The sequence below is a fragment of the Pararhizobium polonicum genome (genome assembly GCF_001687365.1).
In the GTDB taxonomy this organism is placed as follows: domain Bacteria; phylum Pseudomonadota; class Alphaproteobacteria; order Rhizobiales; family Rhizobiaceae; genus Pararhizobium; species Pararhizobium polonicum.
The window spans coordinates 251,029-274,854 of sequence record NZ_LGLV01000011.1 but is presented as its reverse complement, the minus strand read 5'-3'; the positions used below and the strand labels follow the sequence as shown (position 1 = coordinate 274,854).

Sequence of the window (23,826 nt, the reverse complement as noted above, 5' to 3'; positions counted from 1 at the left end):
GGTCTTCTGTGCCGCACAGGCACGTCCGCAGCCGCGACAGCCTGCGGAGGGAAACCATTTTCCGCGAACCCCCGATATGAGGACTTCCGTCCTTTCCCCACACCCGGCGCCGGCCCCGCCTCGCTGCCACGGCTGGCAGTGTATCCTCGGCGGAACGATCAGGAGTATGGCATGGGTTTTTGGGGCGGGGATTTTGAGCGTGGGGCCGGGAGGCCGTCGGTGGTAGAATTGAACACTGAGCCTTTGGCTAAGGTGTTGATTTTGTGTCCTCTCCCGCTGGGGGAGAGGGAGGGGCGGTGCGTCCCGGCTGCGATGGTGCGTCCCCGCTTTAGTTTATGATGTGGGCACTTCCTCTCCTCCGTCATTCCTGTGCTCGTCACAGGAATCCAGCCACGGCGCGTCTGCGCCGTGAGAGAACTCTCCTGCTCTCATTGTCGAAAAGAGTCTTGCGCGCCGTAGACACGGCGCACTGGATTCCTGTGACGAGCACAGGAATGACGGAGGGTGGGGGCACGTGCTGCGATTTACCTCTCCCCTTGCGGGAGAGGAAGCAATTTCAACATCTTAGCTTTAGCTAAGTGTTAGAAATTGCAGGTGAGGGGGTAGGCAGGGGCGCACAGAACGAGCCCCTCACCTGAAAAATCCAGCCCTTAGCTGACGCTAAGATGCTGATTTTCCTTCCTCTCCCGCAAGGGGACAGGTACTTTGCCGCACCGTTTTTATGCTTCGGAAAACCTGCATGCATCGCAAGGTCCCCGACCGGCATCGTCACTTCGCCAGAACCATGCGCGCGGATGCGACGATGGCGGAAAATCTGTTGTGGCAGACATTGCGCAACCGCCAACTCGAAGGTTTCAAATTCAAACGGCAGGTGCCGCTTCACACGTACATCCTCGATTTCGTCTGCTTCGACGCACGGATTTCGTCTGCTTCGACGCACGGCTGATCGTCGAGGTCGACGGGTTTCAGCATGCGGAGAATGGGCGCGACCTTGCGCGGGATGCCTTCTTCCGGGGGGAAGGGTTTCGGATTTTGCGTTTCTGGAACGAGGAGGTGGTGAAAAACCTCGATGGCGTTTGCCTGGCGATTTTGGCCGAACTCCGAAATGCCGGCGAATGAGGGCGCTCCCTCTCCCCTTGCGGGAGAGGACACAAAATCAACATCTTAGCTTCAGCTAAGTGTTAGATTTTGCTGGTGAGGGGATCGTTCCGTGCGCCCCTGCCTACCCCCTCTCTTGCAATTTCTAACACTTAGCTGAAGCTAAGATGTTGAAATTGCTTTCTCCCCCGCCAAGGGGGAGATAGGGACCGCGTCTGCCGCCACACGTTTGCGAAAGCCCTCCCATGCTCGTCCCCCTTGCTTTTCGCGCCTTCACGCTCTCGACCGGCGATATGGACGTGACGACGGGTACGGCGGAACTGAAAGTGATGGCGCAGGACGCGGGCCTACCTCTCCCCCAGCGGGAGAGGACACAAAATCAACATCTTAGCCGCAGGCTAAGTGTTAGATTTTGTTGGTGAGGGGGCGTTCCGTGCGCCCATACCTACCCCCTCTCTTGCAATTTCTAACACTTAGCTAAAGCTAAGATGTTGAAATTGCTTTCTCCCCCGCCGAGGGGGAGATAGGCTCTGCGTCTGCCGCCGTACGTTTGCGAAAGCCCTTCCATGCTCGTCCCCCTTGCTTTTCGCGCCTTCACGCTCTCGACCGGCGATATGGACGTGACGACGGGTACGGCGGAACTGAAAGTGATGGCGCAGGACGCGGGCCTACCTCTCCCCCTGCGGGAGAGGACACAAAATCAACATCTTAGCCGCAGGCTAAGTGTTAGATTTTGTTGGTGAGGGGCTCACTTTTTCCCGGATCGTTCCGTGCGTCCATACCTACCCCTCTCTTGCAATTTCTAGCACTGAGCTGACGCTAAGATGCTGAAATTGCTTTCTCCCCCGCCGAGGGGGAGAGAGGGGCCGCGTCTGCTGGTGTCGAACCGGCCGGATTCTATGCCGCGCCCTTGATCAATGCCTCCGCCGTCCCTGCGGGATTGGCGGCGATGACCTTCAGATATGCTTTTGCCGGCTGGTCCGGTTCCGAACGTCCTTGTTCCCAGTCGCGCAGGGTACCCAGCGGGATCTGGTAGCGCGCAGAGAACTCTTCCTGCGTGAGTTGAAGGGATCGGCGGATAATTTTGACGCGGGGCATCGGCTTGGCCGATGCCAATTCGGCGGCGGTCAACGGACGATTGTCAGGGTCGGAGGCGGCATTGGCTTCCGTCTCTTCGTCCGACATCGACGCCAGCTGCTTCCAATCCATGGCATCGGTTTTATCGATTGGCTGTTTCATAGGCCTGCCGTTCCGTTCTGGTCGATCGTCGTGCCGAGATCAGTCGAATCGCGTCACCGCGCTCGGTATAGGCCACGGTGAGAAACAGACCGCTGGCCAGCCCGATGATACGGCGTCGTATTTCACCGTAGTCCATGGACCGGTCTTCGATATCAACGGCGAAGGGGTCCAGGAAAACGGCAGAGGCCGCAGCAAAACTGACGCCATGTTTGGCGAGGTTTGCCGCAGCCTTCTGTTCATCCCATTCGAAATCTAGCATCGAATACTACTGATTACCAGTAGCTATTATGAGCACCCACTCGTGGCACCGCAAGTATCGCACTTCTCACAAGTGCCATTCCGCACCATCGTGAAGTTCTGGCACTCCGAGCACATGTTGCCCGTATACCCCTGCGCGATCGAGCGGATGCGGCGTTCGGCTTCGATCTTCTTGGCGTCCGACTTGGCAGCGGCGGCTTCGGCGGCGGCCTTGTCGGAGAAGAGGGCGGTGACGTCCGGTTCTGTGCCGGTGTCGCCGGCGATCTCTTCGGCCTGTTCGACGGCGCGCTCCTCGTAGTCGCGCTTGAAGGCGACGATTTCGGAGGTGGCGATCGAGACGGCCGGCTCGAGCTTGCGGGCGGCGCTGCCGGAGAAGGCGGTGACGTTGGCGCCGCCGGAGGCCTTGGCGGGGGCAGCGGTTGCCGCACCCTTGGGCTCGCCGGAGGCACGGTCGATCTGGCCGCCGGAGACGAGCGTCGGCTTGTGGCCGCGGGTCCAGCCGGTGGAGAGCAGGTTGGTCTTGCCTTCCTGGATGCCCTTGCCGAGTGCGGTGTTGCCGAAGTCGGACGTATCGACATGGGCGAGGTCGTGGCGGTTCAGGTAGGAGACGGCCAGTTCGCGGAACACGTAGTCGAGGATCGACGTGGCGTTCTTGATGGCGTCATTGCCCTGCACCATGCCGGCCGGTTCGAACTTGGTGAAGGTGAAGGCCTCCACATATTCTTCCAGCGGCACGCCGTACTGAAGACCCAGCGAGATGGCGATGGCGAAGTTGTTCATCATCGCCCGGAAGGCAGCGCCTTCCTTGTGCATGTCGATGAAGATCTCGCCGATGCGGCCATCGCCGAATTCGCCGGTGCGCAGATACACCTTGTGTCCGCCGACGATCGCCTTCTGGGTATAGCCCTGGCGGCGGTTCGGCAGCTTTTCGCGTTCGCGGGTGACCCGCTCGATGACGCGTTCGATGATCTTTTCGGTGACGGTGACGGCCTGGGCGGCGGCCGGCGCTGCCAGGAAATCTTCCATCGCATCCTCGTCCTCATCGTCCTCGATCAGCGAGGCGTTGAGCGGCTGGGAAAGCTTGGAGCCATCGCGATAGAGCGCGTTGGCCTTCAGCGCCAGCTTCCAGGAGAGCATGTAGGCGGCCTTGCAATCCTCGACCGTCGCCTCGTTCGGCATGTTGATGGTCTTGGAGATCGCACCCGAGATGAACGGCTGGGCGGCTGCCATCATGCGGATGTGGCTTTCGACCGACAGGTAACGCTTGCCGATCTTGCCGCAGGGATTGGCGCAATCGAAGACGGGCAGGTGCTCGGCCTTCAGGAACGGCGCGCCTTCCAGCGTCATCGCACCGCAGACATGCACATTGGCCGCTTCGATGTCCTTCTTCGAGAAGCCGATATGCTCGAGCAGGTTGAAGCTCATGTCGGCGAGCTGCTCGTCGGTGACCTTCAGCGTGTCCTTCAGGAACTCGACGCCGAGCGTCCACTGGTTGAAGACGAACTTGATGTCGAAGGCAGCCTTGGTGGCGCCGTTGATCGCCTCGATCTTGTCGTCGGTAAAGCCCTTGGCCTTCAGCGAACCGGGATTGACCGCCGGCGCCTGGTTGATGTTGCCGTGGCCGACGGCATAGGCCTCGATCTCGGCAATCTGGCTTTCCGAGTAGCCGAGCGTGCGCAAGGCTTCCGGAACGGCGCGGTTGATGATCTTGAAGTAGCCGCCACCGGCGAGCTTCTTGAATTTCACCAGCGCGAAATCGGGCTCGATGCCGGTCGTGTCGCAGTCCATGACCAGACCGATCGTGCCGGTCGGCGCAATAACCGAGACCTGGGCGTTGCGGTAGCCGTGCTGTTCGCCGAGCGTCAATGCCTTGTCCCAGGCATCCTTGGCATGGGCGATCAGGTCCTGATCCGGGCATTCCGTGTGGATCAGCGCCACCGGATCGACCGACAGGCCTTCATAGCCCTGGGTTTCGCCGTGGGCGGCGCGGCGGTGGTTGCGGATGACGCGCAGCATCGATTCGCGGTTCGGCTTGAAGCCCGGGAAGGGGCCGAGCTTGGCTGCGATTTCAGCCGAGGTCGCGTAGGAGACGCCGGTCATGATGGCGGTCAGCGCGCCGGCAATGGCGCGGCCTTCGGTCGAATCGTAGGGAATGCCCGACGACATCAGCAGGCCGCCGATATTGGCATAGCCGAGGCCCAGCGTGCGGTATTCATAGGAACGCTCGGCGATTTCCTTGGACGGGAACTGCGCCATCATCACGGAGATTTCGAGAACCAGCGTCCACAGGCGCACGGCATGCTCGTAATCGGCGATGTCGATGTTCTTGGTGGCGGCATCCTTGAACTGGAGCAGGTTCAGCGAGGCAAGGTTGCAGGCCGTGTCGTCAAGGAACATATATTCCGAGCACGGGTTGGATGCGCGGATCGGACCGGCGGCCGGCGAGGTATGCCAGTCGTTCATGGTCGTGTTGAAATGCAGGCCCGGATCGGCCGATGCCCAAGCGGCGTGGGAAATCTGTTCCCAGAGGTCGCGGGCCTTCAGCGTCTTCATCACCTTGCCGTCCTTGCGGGCGGTGAGGTTCCAGTTGCCGTCGGCCTCCACGGCGCGCAGGAAGTCATCCTTCAGCGAGACGGAGTTGTTGGAGTTCTGGCCCGACACGGTGAGATAGGCTTCCGAATCCCAATCGGTGTCGTAGGTCTTGAACTCGATGTCCTTGTAGCCCTGCTTGGCGAACTGGATGACGCGCTTGACGTAGTTTTCCGGAACCTGGCTCTGCTTGGCAGCCTTGATTTCGCGCTTGAGGGCCGGGTTTTCCTTCGGGTCGTAGCAGGCGTCGTTTTCAGCCGAGCAATTGATGCAGGCCTTCATGATCGCCTTCAGGTGCTTGGCGACGATCTTGGAACCGGTGACGAGGGCTGCGACCTTCTGCTCTTCCTTGACCTTCCAGTTGATGTAGTCCTCGATATCCGGGTGATCGATGTCGACGACGACCATCTTGGCGGCCCGGCGCGTGGTGCCGCCCGACTTGATGGCGCCGGCGGCGCGGTCGCCGATCTTCAGGAACGACATCAGGCCCGACGACTTGCCGCCGCCGGAAAGCCGCTCGCCTTCGCCGCGCAGATAGGAGAAGTTGGAACCGGTGCCGGAACCATACTTGAACAGGCGGGCTTCGCGCACCCACAGGTCCATGATGCCGCCTTCGTTGACGAGATCGTCACCGACGGACTGGATGAAGCAGGCATGCGGCTGCGGATGCTCGTAGGACGACTTGGATTTCACCAGCTTGTTGGTGAAGGGGTCGACATAGAAATGGCCCTGGCCGGGACCGTCGATGCCATAGGCCCAGTGCAGGCCGGTGTTGAACCATTGCGGGCTGTTGGGCGCGACGCGCTGGGTGGCGAGCATGTAGGCAAGCTCGTCGCGGAAGGCGAGGGCGGCTTCTTCGGATGCGAAATAGTTGCCCTTCCAGCCCCAATAGGTCCAGGTGCCGGCCAGGCGATCGAAGACCTGGCGGGCGTCGGTTTCGGAACCGTATTGCTGTTCCTTCGGCAGGTCCTTCATCGCGGCGAGGTCGGCCTCGGAGCGCCACAGCCAGGAGGGAACGGAATTTTCCTCGACCTTCTTCATGCGCGCGGGAACGCCGGCCTTGCGGAAATATTTCTGCGCCAGAATGTCGGCTGCGACCTGGGAAAACTGCGCGGGCACATCGATATCCGCAAGGCGGAACACGATCGAGCCATCGGGATTCTTGATCTCGCTGATGGCCTTGCGGAACTCAATTTCGGCATAGGCCGATTGGCCTGCCTTGGTGAAACGACGTTCGATCTGCATGTGTCCCTTGTCCTTTGTTTGCCGCATGCCCGAACCCGCTTTGGGCTCAGGGCACAATTGTCTCCGCCCGGCCGCACGGGGGTGTCGCGCAGCCAGCTTTCCGTTTCCGCTCTGATGGGAAACCCGTTCCGGGTCACCCTCTATCTTGTGCTGATTTCGGCTGCAAACACTAAATATAGTATCAACAGCTTCTTAACGCCAGTTTTTTGTGACGTATTTGGCGCCTGGGGAGATCACAAAAAATAACCGTCGCGACCGGCGGATCATCCACCGGGGGCGCCTGAAACACAGACGATTTTTCTCTGAAATGAACCGGCCTCGAAACTTGCCCGGTCCCGCCGCCGCCGCAACGTTAAAAACCATTAACGGCATTCGACCCGATTCCGTCAAGGGCTGGTTTGTGCCGTATTTATGAACACCAGATGTTGTGTGTCTGACCTGTGGAAAACGGGGACAGAGGGCAAATCCAGCAAAATCAGATGCTTCGCCAGCTTACCTCCAGCGACGTCCGCAGCGGCAAGCGATTTTGCGAAACTTTGCGGGTAAAAAACCACAATAGATTAACCATGGCGATCATCCGCCATAGCCAAACGCGTCGCGGTGTGAATCTGGGGAAAAAGTGATTCGAGCAGAAAAAACAGACGCTCGATTTCGATCGCTGTCATTTAGGTTCAATGGCCCGCAGGCGCCGTCGTGCTTCACGGGCAAGCGGATGATCCGGATTGCGGGCGATGAACAGCTTCCATGCGGCCGCTGTCGCGCTGATCTCGGCAGCGCGAAACTCTTCCGTCACTGCAACATCGCCGTCCCGGGCCAAAGGTGCAACCGCGATGCCGCCACCGAATGCACACGACGGCACGGCGAGTAGACAGACCAGCAGGGTGAGAGCGGCATGCCGCCGGAACTCTGTGGCTGACAGGGGGCTTCGATCGGGCGCGGTCAAACACAACTCCTGGCTACTGGTTCAGATAAAGCATTGTTATAGTTTATTTTAAATCGGGAATATACGTCCCCAAAAAAGTGCTAAAATACGTCTTCTGGCGTGCATCAATTGCTGCTATCGTGCCACTAAAGCCAATTCTTTATTAGTATCTCATTTTTTCTTTGCCTGATTTTTCCACAAGCGAAAAGTGTCGGGCTGTTTGTAGACAAACCGATTTTTCCGGGGGAATACATGACAAACGTGATCAGCGCGACGCCGACCGGCGATCAATATATCGACGGGATTTTGTACGGAACACAATGGGCAGGTCCGATTACCTACAGTTTCGCCGACGATTTCAGCGATTTCGGCGCCACCTATCCCCATTCGATCACCGGTTTTCAGCAGGTTAGCGACATCCAGCAGAATGCGATCCAATCGATCCTGGAAGGGGCCGTCAATTCCGGTACCGCGCTTTTCACCTATGGCTCGTTCACGCAAGTGTCCAATCTGGACATCTCCCTGGCGGCAGACCCGTTTGGGAGCTCTGATCTGACGATCGGCGGTACGGATCAGTTTGACGGCTACAATCTTCCGACGGCGCGTGTCGCGGATTTTCCGGAACTGAGCCAGATCAGCTCCGGCGGCGACGTATGGTTCGGCAACGATTATGCCTCCTATCGGACACCGGAGCTCGGCAGCTACGCCTGGATCACTCATATTCACGAATTCGGTCACGCCGTCGGTCTCAGCCATGGCCAGGATGCAGGCACGACCATCCCGGGCTTCGAATTCGCCATCCCGCATGACCGCGACAGCATGGAATTTTCCGTGATGACCTATCGTAGCTATATCGGCGGCTTGACGGACGGTTACACCAACGAGACATACGGCTATGCGCAGACCTTGATGATGTACGATATCGCGGCGATCCAGTACCTCTACGGCGCCGATTTCGACACCAATTCCGGCAATACGGTTTACAGTTGGTCGCAGACGACGGGTGAGCTTTTTGTCGATGGGATCGGGCAGGGCGCGCCGGGCGGCGGGATCGGCGGGGCGGCCAACCGTGTCTTCCTGACGATCTGGGATGGCAACGGCAAAGATACCTACGACTTCTCCACCGCAACCGACAATGCCTTGATCGACCTCTCGCCGGGAGGATGGTCGCTTGTGTCGCAGGTACAGCGCGCCGACCTTGGACGTGGCGCCCATGCCAACGGCAATGTCTACAATGCTCTTCAGTTCGAGGGGGATGCACGATCGCTGATCGAAAACGCCAAGGGTGGGTCCGGCAATGACGAGATCGGCGGCAACAGTGCCGTGAACATCCTGGAAGGCAACGGCGGTGACGACGTTCTGATCGGCAAGGCGGGATCCGACAAACTGTTCGGAGGCGCCGGCGCCGACACGCTTTATGGCGACTTCCGCACGCCTGCCGACACCTATACCGGCACTGGCCTGTTTACAGAAATATCCGACACGACCAACAGCACCCAGGCCACGGCGCGCGACCTCAGCAGTTTCATCGGCTATCATACGGATGCCAATATCGAACATTCGGATGTCAATCCAAGTGTCGCGATCAGCGGCACGGGTGGGGGCAGCTTTGACTGGTTCTCCTTCGAGGTGAAAGCACCAGGTGAGATCACCATCGATATCGATGGCACAATGGACAGCTACATCGAATTTTACGATGCGGCCGGAAACCTGCTGGCTTACAACGAAGACGCCTCCAACGATCCCGGCGACAGCACAACCACGAATATCGGGTACCAGAGTTTTATAGCCTATACGGTGACGACGCCGGGTCAATATTTCATCAAGGTCGCAGCTTACAACGGTTTCGGCGCCGGGGGGCCTCCGGGGATCGCCATACCGGTCGGCACGACCTATTCGCTCGGCGTCGTCCTTCCCAATCCGATCGACATGACGTCAGCCGGCTCCGGCAACGATACCCTTGATGGAGGCGACGGCGTCGACACGCTTGTCGGCGGTGCGGGAAACGACACGTATGTACTGGGAGCGGACAACGATATCGTCATCGATACGGCGGGCACCGCCGACCGCATCACCTCGACCGTCTCACGTTCTCTGGCGAGCTATGGGACAATCGAACGGTTGACCCTGCTTGGGACCGACAGCATCGATGGCACCGGCAACGACCTAGACAATCTGATTACTGGCAATTCAGGCGACAATATCCTGGATGGTGGCGCAGGTCTCGACACGCTGTCCGGCGGAGCCGGCAACGACACCTATGTGCTTGGTGCGGAAAACGATACGATCACTGACAGTTCCGGTGCCGCCGATCTGATTACTTCGACAATCACGCGCTCGCTGGCGGGCTATTCCACCATCGAACGCCTGACGCTCCTGGGCTCCTCCAACATCAATGCCACCGGCAATGGTCTTGCGAATACCCTTGTGGGCAATACTGGCGACAACGTACTGGATGGTGGACTGGGTGCCGATACGCTAAGCGGCGGTTCAGGCAACGATACCTATGTGCTTGGTGCTGAAAACGATACGGTGATCGATAGTTCAGGAACAGCCGATCGTATCACTTCGACTATTACACGATCTCTGGCAGGCTATTCTGCGATCGAGCAGTTAACTCTCTTAGGTTCGGCGAATATTAACGCTACCGGTAACGGTCTTGCAAATATTCTGGTGGGTAATGCCGGCAACAACGTGCTCGACGGCGGTACCGGTGCTGACACGCTGAGCGGCGGCGGCGGCGACGACACCTACGTGCTCAATGCCGGAAGCGATACGATTATCGACAGCGCCGGTACGGCTGATCTCATTACCTCGACAATCACGCGTTCCCTGGCGGGCTATTCCACCATCGAGCGACTGACGTTGCTGGGATCGGCGAATATCAACGCTACCGGCAACGGCCTTGCAAATATCCTTGTGGGTAACGCCGGCAACAACGTGCTCGACGGCGGTACCGGTGCTGACACCCTCAGTGGCGGTGGCGGCGACGATACCTACGTACTCAATGCCGGAAGCGATGCGATTATCGACAGCGTTGGCACGGCTGATCTCATCACCTCGACCATTACGCGTTCTTTGGCTAGTTATACCACGATCGAGCGCTTGACCCTTTTGGGCTCGGCGAACATCAATGCCACCGGGAACGGTCTTGCAAATGTTCTGGTGGGCAATGCCGGCAACAACGTGCTTGATGGAGGTACAGGTGCCGATGCGCTGAATGGCGGTGCGGGAAATGATACCTACGTACTCAACGCCGGAAGCGATACGATTGTCGACAGTTCCGGTACGGCGGATCGGATTACGTCGACAATCACGCGCTCTTTGGAAAATTATACTTCTATCGAGAATCTTGTCCTGCAAGGCACAGGCAATATCAACGGTACCGGCAATAATCTTGCCAACGCGCTCTTCGGAAATGCCGGCAACAATACATTAAGCGGAGGCGCAGGCGCAGACGTCATTGCCGGCGGAAGCGGTAATGACGTCATCAGCGGCGGCACCGGCATCGATACTCTGACAGGGCAGGCTGGCACGGATACTTTCGTGTTCGACACGAAACTTAGCATATCCACCAATATTGACAGCATTACCGATTTTACGGTGACCGATGACACGATCCGCCTTGATGACGCGATTTTTACAGCGCTGACGACTCTGGGAACCCTGGCTTCAGCCGCATTTTTTAAAAATTTCACGGGTCAGGCCCACGACGCCAGCGATCGCATCATTTATGAAACGGATACGGGAAAGCTCTTTTACGATTCCGACGGCACCGGTTCCGGCGGGCGCATACAGTTTGCAACGCTGACGACCGATCTTGCCTTGACCAGCAACGATTTCATCGTGGTTTGATAGCCGTCAAATCTGGCGGGCAGGGCGCAATAACTGCTTATGTTCGCCGGATTAGAATTTTACAGCGCATCCAGATTGATGCCGATGGTGATGGCGCCGATCGGACGGCCGGTCTGCGGATCGGATACCGTGAGGCTTGCCTGAGACTGCAGCGTCTGGGTTGATTCATCCTTTTCCGCCTTGTCGACGAACAGGACGGTGGGGCCGGCGAGATAGGTCTTCTGCCATTTCAGTTCGTCGCCCTGCCAATAATCGGAGCTGATCTCGCTTTCGCCGACGTTCAGGCCACGGGCATCCATCACGAGGATTTCGGTGATGACGCCGCTGGAGGCAACCTGCCTGTCCTTGAGGAACTTCGACAGCGGGCTACGGATGACCGAATCGATCAACGGCTGGACATTGCTGGAAATTTCGGCGCGCCAGGCAGCGTCGAGGCCGTCGATCTCGGCGGGGGTGAGGCCTGCGTGAACCTCGTTCTGTTTTTTCAGACCTGCGATGATGAGCGGATTCTCGATCCACGCCCGGACGTTGGCCTCGATATAGGCCGTGACCGGCTCGACGTGAACATCACCAGCCATCGAAGGAGAGATCTGGCTCAGCCACAGGCCTGTGCCGACAACGCTTGAAACGATCGCCCTGCGCAAGATGGTCCATCCTCCCCGTTGCAATCGGCGGGCAAAACCTGAAGGCTCTCCGTCCGGATTCTCGCTGCCGCAGCGGTGCCATTGCGCAGGTTGGGTTCAACGTATCAGATCGGCCCGCTGTCCAACCAGGCCATATTCAGCCTGGCTCATAAAAGACACAGGACCGTGGCGGCCGGCGCCACGGCGAGGATAGGGCAAGACCGATCCACAATCAGCCGCGGGAACTCTTGGCGATCGGTTCCTGGTAGGTGAAGCCCATGTCCCAGGGGAAGTAGATCCAGGTGTCCTGGCTGACCTCGGTGACGAAGGTATCGACCTGCGGCCGGCCTTTCGGCTTGGCGTAGACGGCGGCGAAATGCGCCTTCGGCAGCATGGCCCGGACGACGGCGGCGGTCTTGCCGGTGTCGGTCAGGTCATCGATGATCAGCACGCCTTGGCCGCCATCGGCCTTCAGCTCTTCCGAAATGCCCTTGAGCACGTACATCTGCCCCTGCGCATCGTAATCGTGATAGGAGGCGACGCAGACCGTTTCGATCAGCCGGATATTGAGCTCGCGACAGACGATCGCCGCCGGCACAAGGCCGCCACGGGTGATGCAGACGATTGCCTTCCACTCGCCGCCATTGTCGGCAAGACGCCATGCAAGCGCACGTGCGTCACGGTGAAACTGGTCCCACGAGACGGGGAATGCTTTTTCGGGAAGTGACATGCTCAAGCTCCAGTGTTCGTGGCAAAAGGTTCCGGGAAGTGGTGCGGACGACGGGGGTCGAACCCGTACAGATCTCTCCGAGGGATTTTAAGTCCCTTGCGTCTACCAGTTTCGCCACGTCCGCGTGCTTTTCCTTTCAGACACTCGGGCCCTAAGGTCAATAGATTGTTTTCGAAAACGCGTTGCGGACACCGAAATCCACGATCGGTTAAACAACAGGGACGGATTCGCAAAAACCCCTCAAACGACAGGGTTATGCGCGGGCGGCCGGCCCTCTACATTCGTGACTCGTGAACAATGGAGGCGCGGACGACATGTTGCAGGAAATCCCATTGACGTGGACGCCGATCCGCAATCGCTCTTTTGCCGGCATGCTCGGACAGCACCAGCTCGCCTACGTGTTGCAGCACGACGGGCAAACAAACTGGACATGGATGGTTTCCGGCTGCAACGGCACGATCCGTTATGATTTCCAGTCCGCCGATACACTGGATGAGGCAAAGGCGGCGGTGCAGGCGAGCGTCGAGCAATGGTTCCGGCAGGCCGGACTGCTGACCGGCGGAGCGGCACCGTAAGGGGTGTGTTGCGAAGCGGTCGCTTCATAGCGTGTATTTTAATAAAAAGCAACTATAGATAATTACAATTTATAACTTATAGTTGAGTTATTATGATCGAATATTACAATAGGTCTCTGCAATCGTTGAAAAATGGGAGCTTCCGATGTCACACCGAGTGCATGTCACGGACCTTCTGCAGGCTGCAAAGTTGCTGGCCGATGCGCAGCAGGATGTCATGCTGAGCTATTTGATCTGCATGGCAATCCTGGAAGCGAAACAGACGCAGAAGGAAAATCCCGCCAAGGCGGCGTAACGAAGCACAAGCTCGGGCAGTCGGCTGCCGGGCACCACCAGACACCATCGCCAGCGAACCAGATTTCGTTGGAAATTGGAAGGCTAATCCGAGGATTAGCCTTTTGTTTGCCGGCAAAGCCCCCATTCCATACATGAGAGCGAACGGATGCTTTTCGTCGAGGGCGCTCGATCGATCGACAGGCGCGGACCTGCTGTCGGCTCCCGCCATTGCGCCTACTGGTCTTCCACGATGGCTTCCGGGCGATCACCGCCGTCGGCATGTTCGTAATGCCAGAGGCCGCTTTGGTCCTGAAAGCTGATTTCCTCGTCGTCGCCGCCAACCTGCTGCTCGGCCGCCGCGGCCTTTGCCGCCGCCAGAGCCATCTCGCGGCTCGGAAAGGGCTCGGAAAAGACGTCGGCAAGCTTGTAAGCCCATCCGCCATCATGCTCGACGATTGCATAAACCACTTTGCTCATTGCCTGCTCCCTGAAGCGCGCCGCATTCGAACATTCCGATGGCAATCACCGTTGTGGCAAATGCCCTGATGGCGTCGGCTTGACCGGACAGGAACGGCCGATACGGACAATCGTTCCAGCAGCCGAAATGCATGTTGCGCGTTTTTCGCTTTGCGTCCGGGCGAGGCACGGTAACACGAAACACCGGCGTTCGGCCACTTCGGCTGGCAGCACGGGCTTTCGGCTTGGTCCGCGCGATGTGGCGGCATGGAAAAGGGCAGCCTTGCGGGGCCGCCCTTCGAAATCGTCACTTGTCCAGGAGAGCGTCAGGCCGACAGCTTGGCAGCGATCTTGGCGACATGGGCGCCCTGGTAGCGCGCCGCCTCAAGTTCGACTTCGGAGGGCTGGCGGGCGCCGTCGCCGCCGGTGATGGTGGAGGCGCCGTAAGGCGATCCGCCCTTGACCTCTTCCAGGCCCATCTGCCCCTGGAAGGCGTAGGGCAGGCCGACGACGACCATGCCCTGGTGCATCAGGGTGGGGATGAAGCCGAGAATGGTGGATTCCTGGCCGCCGTGCTGGGTGGCGGAGGAGGTGAAGACCGAGCCGACCTTGCCGACCAGTGCGCCCTTCATCCAGAGACCCCCGGTCTGATCGACGAAATTGCGCATCTGCGAGGCAACGGTGCCGAAACGGGTACCGGCGCCGAAGATGATGGCGTCATAGTCGGCCAGCTCGTCCGGCGTGGCGATCCCGGCGGCCTGGTCGACCTTGAAATGGGAGGCCTTGGCAACATCTTCGGGAACCAGCTCCGGCACGCGCTTGACCGTGACGTCGGCGCCAGCGGACTTGGCGCCTTCGGCGACCGCGTAAGCCATGGTTTCGATATGTCCGTAGGCCGAGTAATACAGGACCAGCACCTTAGCCATTGTCTTCTCCTTGTGAATCGGCAATTCCGCTTGATTGCCTCTGGAGATAGGATTTATCAGTTTACCGGCCCGCTGTCTGAAACGAAGCGGGTGACAGACTGTTCGAAAACAAGAGACAGTCGGATTTTCGACTGAACGATCCCCGCTTCACACAGGACCTTCCGATGACCAGCGAAAAAATCGTCACCGCCGCCATGCTCGCCATCGGCGACGAACTGCTGTCCGGGCGAACCAAGGACAAGAACATCGGCCATCTCGCCGATATGCTGACGCTCGCGGGCATCGACCTCAAGGAGGTCCGTATCGTCGCCGACGACGAGCCGGCGATCGTGGCGGCGCTGAACGGGCTGCGGGGGCAATACGACTACGTCTTTACCTCCGGCGGCATCGGCCCGACCCATGACGACATTACCGCTGACGCCGTGTCGCGCGCATTCGGGGTGGAATGCATTCACGACCCGGACGCCATGGCCCTGCTTGGCGCCATGTACGAGCGGCGCGGCATGGAGTTCACCGAAGCGCGGCGGCGCATGGCCCGCATGCCGAACGGCGCGCGGCATATCCCCAATGCGGTCTCGACGGCACCAGGTTTCATCATCGGCAATGTCCATGTGATGGCCGGCGTGCCGCAGGTTTTCCAGGCCATGCTGGACGCGCTGCTGCCGCAGCTGGAAAGCGGTGCGATCGTGCAGTCGCGCACCGTGCGGTCTCCGTTCGGGGAAGGGGATATCGGCGGACCGCTGGGAGAGGTACAGAAGGCCCATCCGCTGACCAGCATCGGCTCCTATCCGAAGTTCGACGGCAAGTCGTTTTCGACCGATCTCGTCATCCGCGCCCGCGACGAAGCCCTGCTCGATGCCGCGGAAGCCGACGTGAAGGCGATGATCGAAACGATCGCGACGGCGAAGAAGGGCGCCTGACGCGGCTTACGGCGCTGCAGCGGCTGCGATCGTGAACTTCTGGTCGACGCTTGTCGACTTGCCGCTGTTCAGGTCGTTGAAATGAAACCGGAGAATATAATCGCCGGCCGCCGCGCCGCTGACATCGGTCGTCAGCGTCGCGTAGATTTCCTGGTTGCGCAGGAAGCCGGTGAAGGTGAAATCACCAAAGGCCTTCTGGCTTGCCAGAACTTCGCCGGAGGCACTGAGAATGTCCAGATCGACGGTGAAATGCGTCTGGATCTTGCCGGAGACCGCCGCCGGCTTCCAGCTCAGCCCGACAGGCTCGACATAGGAGATGAGAGATTCGCCCGGTTTGAACACCGTGTCCTGTTTGGGGTCATACATCTCATAACCCGCCGGAACGGCGGTGACGAAGGCCGCCTTGCCGATGGAAAAGGGAAGCGTGGCGGAGAAATCGCTGATTGCGGCGCGCATGACATCATGGGCACCGGCGGTGTTGCCGGCCGCAGCCAGCGCCTCGGCTTTCGCGGCGGCGTCCGCAAGCTGTCCGGCTGCTGCAGGGCCGGCCATCAGCAACAGAACCATGGCCGCGCTCAATGCGCCCGTCAGCAGACCGCCTCTTCGATTGCCGGTACGCATTGCTTCTCCCATCATTCTGCTCCGGTTTTGGATTTTCGGGATTTGCCGGCTGGTGTCAAGGAGAAGTGCCCCGCATAAAAGGTGATTTAAATACTCCAGTTATATGCGAATAGCTGTGGTTTCAGGCGGTGCGTTGTGGCATAGGCAGGGCGACACGAACCCGAACGAAAGACCGCATTCCATGAAGCAGGATGTCGATAGCGCCGTTAAGGCTTTGCGCACGCTGTTCCCGGCCACGCCGCTGCAGCTTAACGAGCACCTGAGCGCGCGTTACGGCGCCGCGATCTATCTGAAGCGCGAAGACCTTTCGCCGGTGCGGTCCTACAAGATCAGGGGCGCGTTCAACTTCTTCCGCAAGGTCATCGATGCCGGTGGCACGGGAAAGACCTTCGTCTGCGCCTCGGCCGGCAATCATGCGCAAGGATTTGCCTTCGTCTGCCGCCACTTCGGGGTTCCTGGCGTCGTTTTCATGCCGGTGACGACACCGCAGCAGAAGATCGACAAGACGCGGATGTTCGGCGGCGAATTCATCAGCATCAAGCTTGTCGGCGACTTCTTCGACCAGTGCTATCAGGCGGCGCGCGACCACGTGGAGCGGATCGACGGCGTCATGGTGCCGCCTTTCGACCATGCCGATATCATCGAAGGGCAGGCGACGGTCGCCGCCGAGATCGTCGCGCAATTGCCGCAAGGCGTCGTTCCGGATCTGGTGATCATGCCGGTGGGCGGCGGCGGGCTTTCGGCCGGCATGACCGGCTATCTGAAAAATGTCGTCCGGCCCGAGGCTTTCATCTTCTGCGAGCCGGAGGGGGCACCGAGCCTGCGCCGCAGCCTGGAGACAGGCTCGGTGGTAACGCTCGACCAGGTCGACAATTTTGTCGACGGCGCGGCCGTCGGGCGGATCGGCGATCTCAACTTTGCGGCACTCCGGCATTTCTCGACGGATCAGGTGCTGCTTCTGGCGGAAAATGCCATCTGCGTGACCATCACCGATATGCTCAATGTCGAGGGCGTCGTGCTCGAGCCAGCAGGCGCATTGTCGATCACGGCACTGGAAACGCTGGGGCGCGAGGCGCTGGAGGGAAAGACCATCGTCGCCGTCGTCTCCGGCGGCAATTTCGATTTCGAGCGTCTGCCCGACGTCAAGGAACGGGCCATGCGGCATGCGGGCCTGAAGAAATATTTCATCCTGCGCATGGCGCAGCGCCCCGGTGCGCTGAAAGATTTCCTCGGCCTGCTCGGCGAAGAGGACGATATCGCCCGTTTCGAATATCTGAAGAAATCGGCCCGCAATTTCGGCTCCATCCTGATCGGCATCGAAACCAAGCATCCGGAGAATTTTCCGCGGCTGAAGGCGGCGTTCGATGCGGCGGGGCTGCGCTATCAGGATATTACCGATAATGAGGTACTCGCCAATCTGGTGATTTGATATTATCGATTGATATCCGAGTTTTACAGAAACTCCCTAAACCAGTTTGGGATGTTTTGGCGATGCGGAGCGCCGTGATCAGCGATCGGGAATCGCCAACGGTGATGGATGCCGCTGGCCGATCCCGGCCCGATGCCGAGGGCGTCGTTTCGCTACCGCCAAGCCTTGCATCGACACCGGAAACCGATGGCAAGATCCGGGCAATGCCGCTGTCCTTCCGTTTTCCCGCCAACCGGCGAAAAGATCGTGGACGGGAGGAAACTTTGCCTTTGACAGCTCTGTTTGCCATGCGTTAAGTCTTTCGCATGGCTTCATTTCTTTCAAAATTGTTCGGTTTTTCCGGCGGCTCCAGCGCCGAGGCGAGTGCGTCCTCCGGCAAGACGGAAACCTATGGCGACTGCCTGATCCGCGCCACCCCGATGCGGGAAGGGGCGCAGTTCAGGCTGGCCGGCTCGATCGAGAAAGAGGTCGATGGCGCGGTCCGCGTCCGCACCTTCATCCGTGCCGACGTTTTCAGCTCGGAGCAGGATGTGATCGACGCGACGTTGCGCAAGGCGCATCAGATCATCGACCAGCATGGTCCGTCGCTGTTTTCCGATGATGTGGCCTCCCGCCAGATCTGAACCCTGCCGTTGGGTGAATTGAACCTGCCTTTGGCGGGTTTCGGGCGGGAAACCCTAAACTTTTCTTCAAACTTGCCGTTTATAAAACACCGGACGCCAATCCAGGTGAATGCTTGCCGATGACCAATGTTTTGCTGTTTCTCTGCGAAGGGCTTGTCTATGTCGCAGTCATGGTCACGCTGCTGCACCTGCGCCACCGGCTGGGCCTTGGCGTTTTCATCGCCGCGCTCGGCGTCCTGCATTTCATCGAGACCTATCTCGCCGCCGTCTTCTACGTGCAGCTTCCCTTTGGGGTGATTTCGCCGGGTTCCGCCGTGCTGTTCGCCGGCAAGCTGATGATGATCCTGCTTCTCTATGTGAAGGAGGACGCGGCAACGGTACGCCAGCCGATCTACGGCCTGCTGGCGGGCAATTTTCTCACCGTCGCGCTGAGCGTGCTGCTGCAGATGCACCAGACGGTCTCGGCGGTGCCGAACCGCACCGCCGACCTTGCCTTCATCGACGAGATGGGCTGGCTGATGCTGTGGGGAACGCTGCTGCTCTATCTCGATTCACTGCTCATCATCCTGCTTTACGAGCGGATCGGGCGCTGGATGCGCGGCCGCCTGACGCTGCGCTTCCTCCTTTGCGGCATCCTCGTACTGACCTTCGATCAGGCCGGGTTCTATATCGCCCTGCATGCCCTGAACGGTGCGCCGGCCGAAGTGTTCTGGGGAGGCTGGGTCGCCAAGATGGGGGCGGCGGCCGTCTATTCGGTCGTTCTCGGTGCCTATCTGCATTTTTCCAGCCATTCCGTTCTGTCGGTGTCACGCCAGCCGATCGGCGACATCTTCAACACGCTGACCTTCCGGGAGCGCTACGAGGACCTGTTGTCGAAATCGGGGCGGGACATGCTGACCGGTGTGCTGGATCGCAGCCGGTTCGAGTATGAAGGACCGAGGATGATCCGCCATGCCGTCGATTCCGGCAGCGTCGTCAGCCTGATCATGATCGACGCAGACCATTTCAAGAGCGTCAACGACCGGTTCGGCCATCTGGAGGGCGATCGGGTGCTGCAGGCGCTTGCCGGTGCTATCCAGTCCGGGCTTCGCCAGAGCGATCACCTGTTCCGTTACGGCGGAGAGGAATTCGTCATCCTGTGTGACGGCCTCGATCATACAAGCGCCCTGTCGCGCGCCGACGATCTGCGCCAGCGCGTCCTTGCGGATGTGACGACACCGGATCAATCGGCCGTCACCGTCAGTATCGGCATTGCATCGACATCGGCCGACGGCACCACGACGCGGGACCTGCTGTCGGCGGCGGATGGCCGCCTCTACGAGGCGAAGCGCCGGGGCCGGAACTGCGTCGTCGGGAATATCTGAAAACCGGGTCAACAGCAGGCCCGTGATCAGACGCCGACATTCGGCCGGTCGATGATCTCGCGCAGCGAAAAGCTGGAATTGATCTTGACGACGTGGGGCAGGGCGGAGAGCCAGTCGCGGTGGATGCGCTCGTAGTCTTCGAGATCCTTGGCCGCGACGCGCAGGATATAGTCGTACTCGCCCGACATCAGGTAACAGACCAGCACGTTGGGGCAAAGTTTCACCGCGGCCTCGAACTCGGTCAGCGTCTTGGCGAACTGGCCCGACAGCGAGATATGGACGATGACCATGATGCGGTAGTCGAGCGCCTTGTGCGACAGGCGCGCGTGATAACCGCTGATGACCCCGGATTTCTCCAGGATATCGACCCGCCGCGAGCAGGCGGAGGCAGACAGCCCGACCTTTTCGGCAAGCTCGGCATTGGCGATCCGGCCGTTCTGCTGGAGAATCCGTAAGATCGCAGCATCAATGGTATCCATCGTCGCCAATCGAATATCCTTCGAATTTTTGTATGTCCACGCAATAATTCACGAAAGAATACGATATTGGCCAACCTCTTTGCAAGGACATGCGGCGCGCTTTCTGTTTCGCTATGCGGGTAAAAACTGCAACGGCGAAAGCCGCAAATGAGAGGAACGCGAGGATGCGTGTCGGTTGCCCGAAGGAAATCAAAAACCATGAATATCGTGTCGGCCTGACGCCGGGATCGGTGCGGGAATATGTGGCGCATGGCCACGAAGTGATCGTTGAAACCAAGGCGGGCGCGGGGATCGGCGCGGAGGATGACGCCTATCGCGCGGCTGGCGCGAAAATCGTCGCCACCGCCAAGGACGTCTTTGAAAAATCCGACATGATCGTCAAGGTCAAGGAGCCGCAGCCTTCCGAATGGGCGCAGCTTCGCGACGGTCAGATCCTCTACACCTATTTGCATCTTGCGCCCGATCCGGAACAGACCAAGGGGCTGCTCGGCTCCGGCGTCACGGCCATCGCCTACGAAACGGTCACAGACGATCGCGGCGGCCTGCCTCTGCTGGCGCCAATGTCGGAAGTCGCCGGGCGGCTGGCCATCCAGGCCGGCGCCACATCGCTGCAGAAGGCCAATGGCGGCCGTGGTATCCTGCTCGGCGGCGTGCCGGGCGTGCTGCCCGCCAAGGTTACCGTCATCGGCGGCGGCGTCGTCGGCCTGCACGCGGCGCGTATGGCGGCGGGGCTCGGCGCCGATGTCAGCATTCTCGACCGCTCCATTCCACGCCTGCGGCAGCTCGACGATCTCTTTGCCGGCCGCGTGCATACCCGGTTCTCGACCATCGATGCTCTGGAAGAGGAAGTCTTTTCGGCCGATCTGGTGATCGGCGCCGTGCTGATCCCGGGCGCTGCTGCTCCGAAACTGGTAACGCGCGAAATGCTGTCCGGCATGAAGAAGGGCGCGGTTATCGTCGATGTCGCCATCGATCAGGGCGGCTGCTTCGAAACCTCGCATGCAACCACGCATTCCGATCCGACCTACGAGGTCGATGGTGTCGTTCACTATTGCGTGGCCAATATGCCCGGCGCCGTTCCGGTGACATCGGCGCATGCGCTCAACAATGCGACGCTCTACTACGGCCTGCAGCTTGCCGACCGTGGCCTGAAGGCAATTGCCGAGGACCGGCATCTGCGCGCCGGCCTCAATGTTCACAAGGGCCGCGTCACCAACAAGGCGGTTGCCGAGGCGCTGGGATATGAGAGCCATGCGCCGGAAGCGGTGCTGAAGATCGCCTGATGTCTGCCAAGTGAAGCAATCTGACGGGGCAGAAATTCCGGCCGCGTCAGATTGTCAACACACTCTGAAAATGGCTTTTGGACGAAGTGAACACCACAGTCTCCGTCTTCCTCGCCCTTGTGGCGGGGATCCAGTGACCCGACGTCCGTCGGGTCAAAAGACCTTTCAGCCCAGGGACTTGGGCTGGCTGGATTCCTGTGACGATCCCCGGCTCAAGCCCGGGCACAGGAAATGTTGAATGCCGCCTAACTCCCCAGCGACCTCTCAGAGATCGATAACGGACATTGTCTGCAGATTGAAGGGGCCGGTTCTTGTCCGCCCCGTTTCTATTCGCGCTCGATGCGGCACTGATAACAATTGTTGCGGGCCGAGCGGACATGGACATAGGCGATCCCGGGGCGGTCCAGCAATTCCGTTGCGCGGGCGTCGATACTCTCTACCGGCGTTACCGCGCCGGTGCCGTAGACGATCCGGTCGTCGGGACCATAGCCGCGCAACAGATAATCCCTGCTGGTCGTCAGGATCGACGGAACGGCCGCACCGCCCGCATAGGCTTCGCATTCTTCCGCATGCAGGAAGATGGGGCCGGTTTCCGCATAGGGCTGGAGTTCAGGGAACGGGCGGTAGGCGAGGATCAGGTAGGGATCGCCGGCGGCGATATTGGCGAGGCAATGGCGGCAGGGCATGCCCTGGCCGTCGGACACGTGCAATTCGGGTGTCAGGCCATAGGCATCCGGCTCGCGGCGGCGGTAGCGCGCGGCAAGATCGCTCGGCATCGGCTTGTAGTGCAGGGGCATCGCGTGGTCCTCCGGTTTCAATGCCGGAGGAAATGCCATGGACCGGGAGAGCGCGACACCCGAAACTTGCCGTGGCGGCAGTCAGAGACCGCGTGCGAGCGCCAGGAATTCGTCGTCGCTGAGCGGCTGCACCGTCGCATCATGGGTCGAGACCGGGGAAAAGCCGAAACGCTGATAGAGTTGCAGGGCGCGGGGATGATCGAGCGTGTTTGTCGCCACGCGAACCGTCTGCGGATTGGAACTCCAGGCGGCGTAGAGCGCCTGCAGCAGGAACCATTTGCCGAGCCCGAGACCGAGCGCATGCTCGAACATGCCGAAATGCGAGAGTTCGACCGTGTCTCCATCCACCTGCAGAAGTTCGAAAAACCCGGCCGGAGCGCCGTTGACATAAAGCACCGTCACGGCATTGCGCTTGTCGTGCAGCGTCGCAGCAAGGTCTTCATCGCTCATCCGCAGACGGTCGACCCAGTTCCAGCGCTGGCCGACCTGCAGATAGAGGAAGCGATAGAACGGCAAGGGGATTTCCGGAACGCGCATGATCGCGGTCTGGATGTTGACCGGCACGGGCAGGCTCTGCTTCGGTGGCGCGGTCATTTCCAGTTCGGTAACGCGAACGGCCAGCGGCTCGATGGCTTTCCCCTTTGCCATTCTGATCATTCTTTCCCGGTGACGACGGATGTGTCGGTCCGGCTGCCCCATTCGGACCAGGAGCCGTCATAGAGCCTGTTGTCGGTATGGCCCAGCGACTGCAGCGCAAGCGTGATGATCGCCGCGGTGATGCCCGAGCCGCAGGTGGTGACCACCGGCTTGTCGAGATCGATGCCGGCTGCCTCGATCGTTTCACGCAGGGCTGCGAGCGACTTGAATTTGCCCCCCACCGAAAAGACGCCGGAAGGCAGGCTCTTTGCGCCCGGCATATGGCCGGACCGCATGCCGGGCCTTGGCTCGGCTTCCTCGCCGGTAAAACGGGCACCGCCGCGCGCATCGGCGATCTGGCGGGAGCCCGTCGCAACGATCTCATTCATCTGTGCAAACGATGTCACCGCTTCGGCCTTGAATTGCGGATGGAATTGGGCGGGAACGGGTGTCGGAACCTCGGTCGTGACAGGACGGTCTTCCGCCTTCCAGCCATCGATGCCGCCGTCCAGCACGAAGACGGACTTCGCCCCCATGGTGCGCAGCAGCCACCAGACGCGTGGTGCGGTGAAGATGCCCGGGCCGTCGTAGACGACGATCGTATCGGTCTCGCTGATGCCCAGCCTGCCGACGGCCTCGGCAAAGGCTTGCGGCGAGGGGATGGTGTGCGGGAGACCGCTGGTCAGATCGGCGATGGCGTCCTGATCGTAAAAGACGGCGCCGGGAATATGACCGGCGGCATATTCGGCCTTCGGGTCCCGTTTCTGGGCCGGCAGGTACCAGGAAGCATCGAGGATCTTCACCGAAGGATCGGTCAGCCGCTGCTCAAGCCAGTCGGCGGAAACGACAAAGGCGCTCTTTTGTTCAGTCATGGGATTGTTC

23 protein-coding genes and 1 tRNA gene are annotated in these 23,826 nt (G+C 59.9%); 10 read left to right on the top strand and 14 right to left on the bottom strand.

Annotated features, from left to right (window positions below; genetic code table 11):
* The first annotated feature begins 721 nt into the window (after nt 1–721).
* Nucleotides 722–946: a DUF559 domain-containing protein gene (locus ADU59_RS31390; protein ID WP_338012940.1), complete on the top strand. Its 225-nt coding sequence runs from the start codon at nt 722–724 to the stop codon at nt 944–946.
* Entirely contained in the window at nt 859–1,119 is a 261-nt protein-coding gene (locus ADU59_RS18760; RefSeq protein ID WP_338012941.1) for a DUF559 domain-containing protein, read from the top strand. The genes ADU59_RS31390 and ADU59_RS18760 overlap by 88 nt, the downstream gene beginning before the upstream one ends.
* 876 nt (nt 1,120–1,995) lie before the next feature.
* On the opposite strand, the gene ADU59_RS18755 is transcribed toward ADU59_RS18760, so the two are convergent.
* The 4 genes from ADU59_RS18755 to ADU59_RS30310 all read right to left on the bottom strand — a co-directional run bounded on the left by ADU59_RS18755 (nt 1,996) and on the right by ADU59_RS30310 (nt 7,372).
* On the bottom strand, nt 1,996–2,337 hold the full coding sequence (locus ADU59_RS18755; RefSeq protein ID WP_068955656.1) for a helix-turn-helix domain-containing protein: 342 nt from the start codon (nt 2,335–2,337) through the stop codon (nt 1,996–1,998).
* Nucleotides 2,318–2,596 (bottom strand): BrnT family toxin, encoded by a 279-nt coding sequence (locus ADU59_RS18750; RefSeq protein WP_068955655.1) that lies wholly within the window; start codon nt 2,594–2,596, stop codon nt 2,318–2,320. The genes ADU59_RS18755 and ADU59_RS18750 overlap by 20 nt, the downstream gene beginning before the upstream one ends.
* Before the next feature lie 26 nt (nt 2,597–2,622).
* Nucleotides 2,623–6,429 (bottom strand): vitamin B12-dependent ribonucleotide reductase, encoded by a 3,807-nt coding sequence (locus ADU59_RS18745; protein WP_068955682.1) that lies wholly within the window; start codon nt 6,427–6,429, stop codon nt 2,623–2,625.
* Between the two features lie 661 nt (nt 6,430–7,090).
* The gene (locus ADU59_RS30310; protein ID WP_139093194.1) at nt 7,091–7,372 is read right to left on the bottom strand and encodes a hypothetical protein; all 282 of its coding nucleotides are present in this window, start codon (nt 7,370–7,372) and stop codon (nt 7,091–7,093) included.
* 231 nt (nt 7,373–7,603) lie between these two features.
* Here ADU59_RS30310 and ADU59_RS18740 point away from each other — a divergent pair, with 231 nt between their 5' ends.
* Nucleotides 7,604–11,206 carry a M10 family metallopeptidase C-terminal domain-containing protein gene (locus ADU59_RS18740; protein ID WP_068955654.1) on the top strand — a complete coding sequence of 1,201 codons (3,603 nt, stop codon included), beginning with the start codon at nt 7,604–7,606 and terminating at the stop codon, nt 11,204–11,206.
* A 59-nt stretch (nt 11,207–11,265) separates the two neighbouring features.
* On the opposite strand, the gene ADU59_RS18735 is transcribed toward ADU59_RS18740, so the two are convergent.
* The 3 genes from ADU59_RS18735 to ADU59_RS18725 all read right to left on the bottom strand — a co-directional run bounded on the left by ADU59_RS18735 (nt 11,266) and on the right by ADU59_RS18725 (nt 12,683).
* Nucleotides 11,266–11,850 (bottom strand): hypothetical protein, encoded by a 585-nt coding sequence (locus tag ADU59_RS18735; RefSeq protein ID WP_068955653.1) that lies wholly within the window; start codon nt 11,848–11,850, stop codon nt 11,266–11,268.
* Between the two features lie 211 nt (nt 11,851–12,061).
* Nucleotides 12,062–12,559, bottom strand: a complete 498-nt coding sequence (gene gpt / locus ADU59_RS18730; protein ID WP_068955652.1) for a xanthine phosphoribosyltransferase — start codon at nt 12,557–12,559, stop codon at nt 12,062–12,064.
* A 39-nt stretch (nt 12,560–12,598) separates the two neighbouring features.
* Nucleotides 12,599–12,683 (bottom strand) — tRNA-Leu (locus ADU59_RS18725).
* A gap of 208 nt (nt 12,684–12,891) precedes the next feature.
* On the opposite strand from ADU59_RS18725, the gene ADU59_RS18720 reads away from it, so the two are divergent.
* Both ADU59_RS18720 and ADU59_RS30680 read left to right on the top strand, forming a co-directional pair.
* The gene (locus ADU59_RS18720; RefSeq protein ID WP_244506462.1) at nt 12,892–13,134 is read left to right on the top strand and encodes a hypothetical protein; all 243 of its coding nucleotides are present in this window, start codon (nt 12,892–12,894) and stop codon (nt 13,132–13,134) included.
* A gap of 145 nt (nt 13,135–13,279) precedes the next feature.
* Nucleotides 13,280–13,429: a hypothetical protein gene (locus ADU59_RS30680; RefSeq protein WP_158515736.1), complete on the top strand. Its 150-nt coding sequence runs from the start codon at nt 13,280–13,282 to the stop codon at nt 13,427–13,429.
* Between the two features lie 215 nt (nt 13,430–13,644).
* Here ADU59_RS30680 and ADU59_RS18715 read toward each other — a convergent pair whose 3' ends face one another.
* Both ADU59_RS18715 and wrbA read right to left on the bottom strand, forming a co-directional pair.
* Nucleotides 13,645–13,887, bottom strand: a complete 243-nt coding sequence (locus ADU59_RS18715) for a DUF2188 domain-containing protein (RefSeq protein WP_068955650.1) — start codon at nt 13,885–13,887, stop codon at nt 13,645–13,647.
* 305 nt (nt 13,888–14,192) lie between these two features.
* On the bottom strand, nt 14,193–14,792 hold the full coding sequence (gene wrbA / locus ADU59_RS18710) for an NAD(P)H:quinone oxidoreductase type IV (RefSeq protein WP_068955649.1): 600 nt from the start codon (nt 14,790–14,792) through the stop codon (nt 14,193–14,195).
* A gap of 164 nt (nt 14,793–14,956) precedes the next feature.
* On the opposite strand from wrbA, the gene ADU59_RS18705 reads away from it, so the two are divergent.
* Nucleotides 14,957–15,712, top strand: a complete 756-nt coding sequence (locus ADU59_RS18705; RefSeq protein ID WP_068955648.1) for a competence/damage-inducible protein A — start codon at nt 14,957–14,959, stop codon at nt 15,710–15,712.
* Nucleotides 15,713–15,718: 6 nt separating this feature from the next.
* Here the strand turns inward: ADU59_RS18705 and ADU59_RS18700 are convergent, their stop codons facing one another.
* A complete protein-coding gene (locus ADU59_RS18700) occupies nt 15,719–16,333 on the bottom strand; it encodes a hypothetical protein (protein ID WP_068955647.1) in 615 nt (204 codons plus the stop codon).
* A 181-nt stretch (nt 16,334–16,514) separates the two neighbouring features.
* On the opposite strand from ADU59_RS18700, the gene ilvA reads away from it, so the two are divergent.
* From ilvA to ADU59_RS18680, 3 genes are all read left to right on the top strand, one after another.
* Nucleotides 16,515–17,762, top strand: a complete 1,248-nt coding sequence (gene ilvA / locus ADU59_RS18695; protein WP_068955646.1) for a threonine ammonia-lyase — start codon at nt 16,515–16,517, stop codon at nt 17,760–17,762.
* A 305-nt stretch (nt 17,763–18,067) separates the two neighbouring features.
* Nucleotides 18,068–18,385, top strand: a complete 318-nt coding sequence (locus ADU59_RS18685; RefSeq protein ID WP_068955644.1) for an HlyU family transcriptional regulator — start codon at nt 18,068–18,070, stop codon at nt 18,383–18,385.
* A 119-nt stretch (nt 18,386–18,504) separates the two neighbouring features.
* A complete protein-coding gene (locus ADU59_RS18680) occupies nt 18,505–19,749 on the top strand; it encodes a GGDEF domain-containing protein (RefSeq protein WP_068955643.1) in 1,245 nt (414 codons plus the stop codon).
* Nucleotides 19,750–19,775: 26 nt separating this feature from the next.
* Here the strand turns inward: ADU59_RS18680 and ADU59_RS18675 are convergent, their stop codons facing one another.
* Nucleotides 19,776–20,228 carry an Lrp/AsnC family transcriptional regulator gene (locus ADU59_RS18675; RefSeq protein ID WP_425332032.1) on the bottom strand — a complete coding sequence of 151 codons (453 nt, stop codon included), beginning with the start codon at nt 20,226–20,228 and terminating at the stop codon, nt 19,776–19,778.
* Between the two features lie 164 nt (nt 20,229–20,392).
* On the opposite strand from ADU59_RS18675, the gene ald reads away from it, so the two are divergent.
* On the top strand, nt 20,393–21,511 hold the full coding sequence (gene ald, locus ADU59_RS18670; protein WP_068955641.1) for an alanine dehydrogenase: 1,119 nt from the start codon (nt 20,393–20,395) through the stop codon (nt 21,509–21,511).
* Between the two features lie 326 nt (nt 21,512–21,837).
* On the opposite strand, the gene ADU59_RS18665 is transcribed toward ald, so the two are convergent.
* The 3 genes from ADU59_RS18665 to sseA form a co-directional block, all read right to left on the bottom strand.
* Entirely contained in the window at nt 21,838–22,308 is a 471-nt protein-coding gene (locus ADU59_RS18665) for a DUF1203 domain-containing protein (RefSeq protein WP_068955640.1), read from the bottom strand.
* 81 nt (nt 22,309–22,389) lie between these two features.
* Complete coding sequence (locus ADU59_RS18660; RefSeq protein ID WP_068955681.1) at nt 22,390–22,956, bottom strand: GNAT family N-acetyltransferase; 567 nt, start codon at nt 22,954–22,956, stop codon at nt 22,390–22,392.
* Nucleotides 22,957–22,961: 5 nt separating this feature from the next.
* Entirely contained in the window at nt 22,962–23,816 is an 855-nt protein-coding gene (gene sseA, locus ADU59_RS18655; protein ID WP_068955639.1) for a 3-mercaptopyruvate sulfurtransferase, read from the bottom strand.
* Between the last annotated feature and the right edge of the window lie 10 nt (nt 23,817–23,826).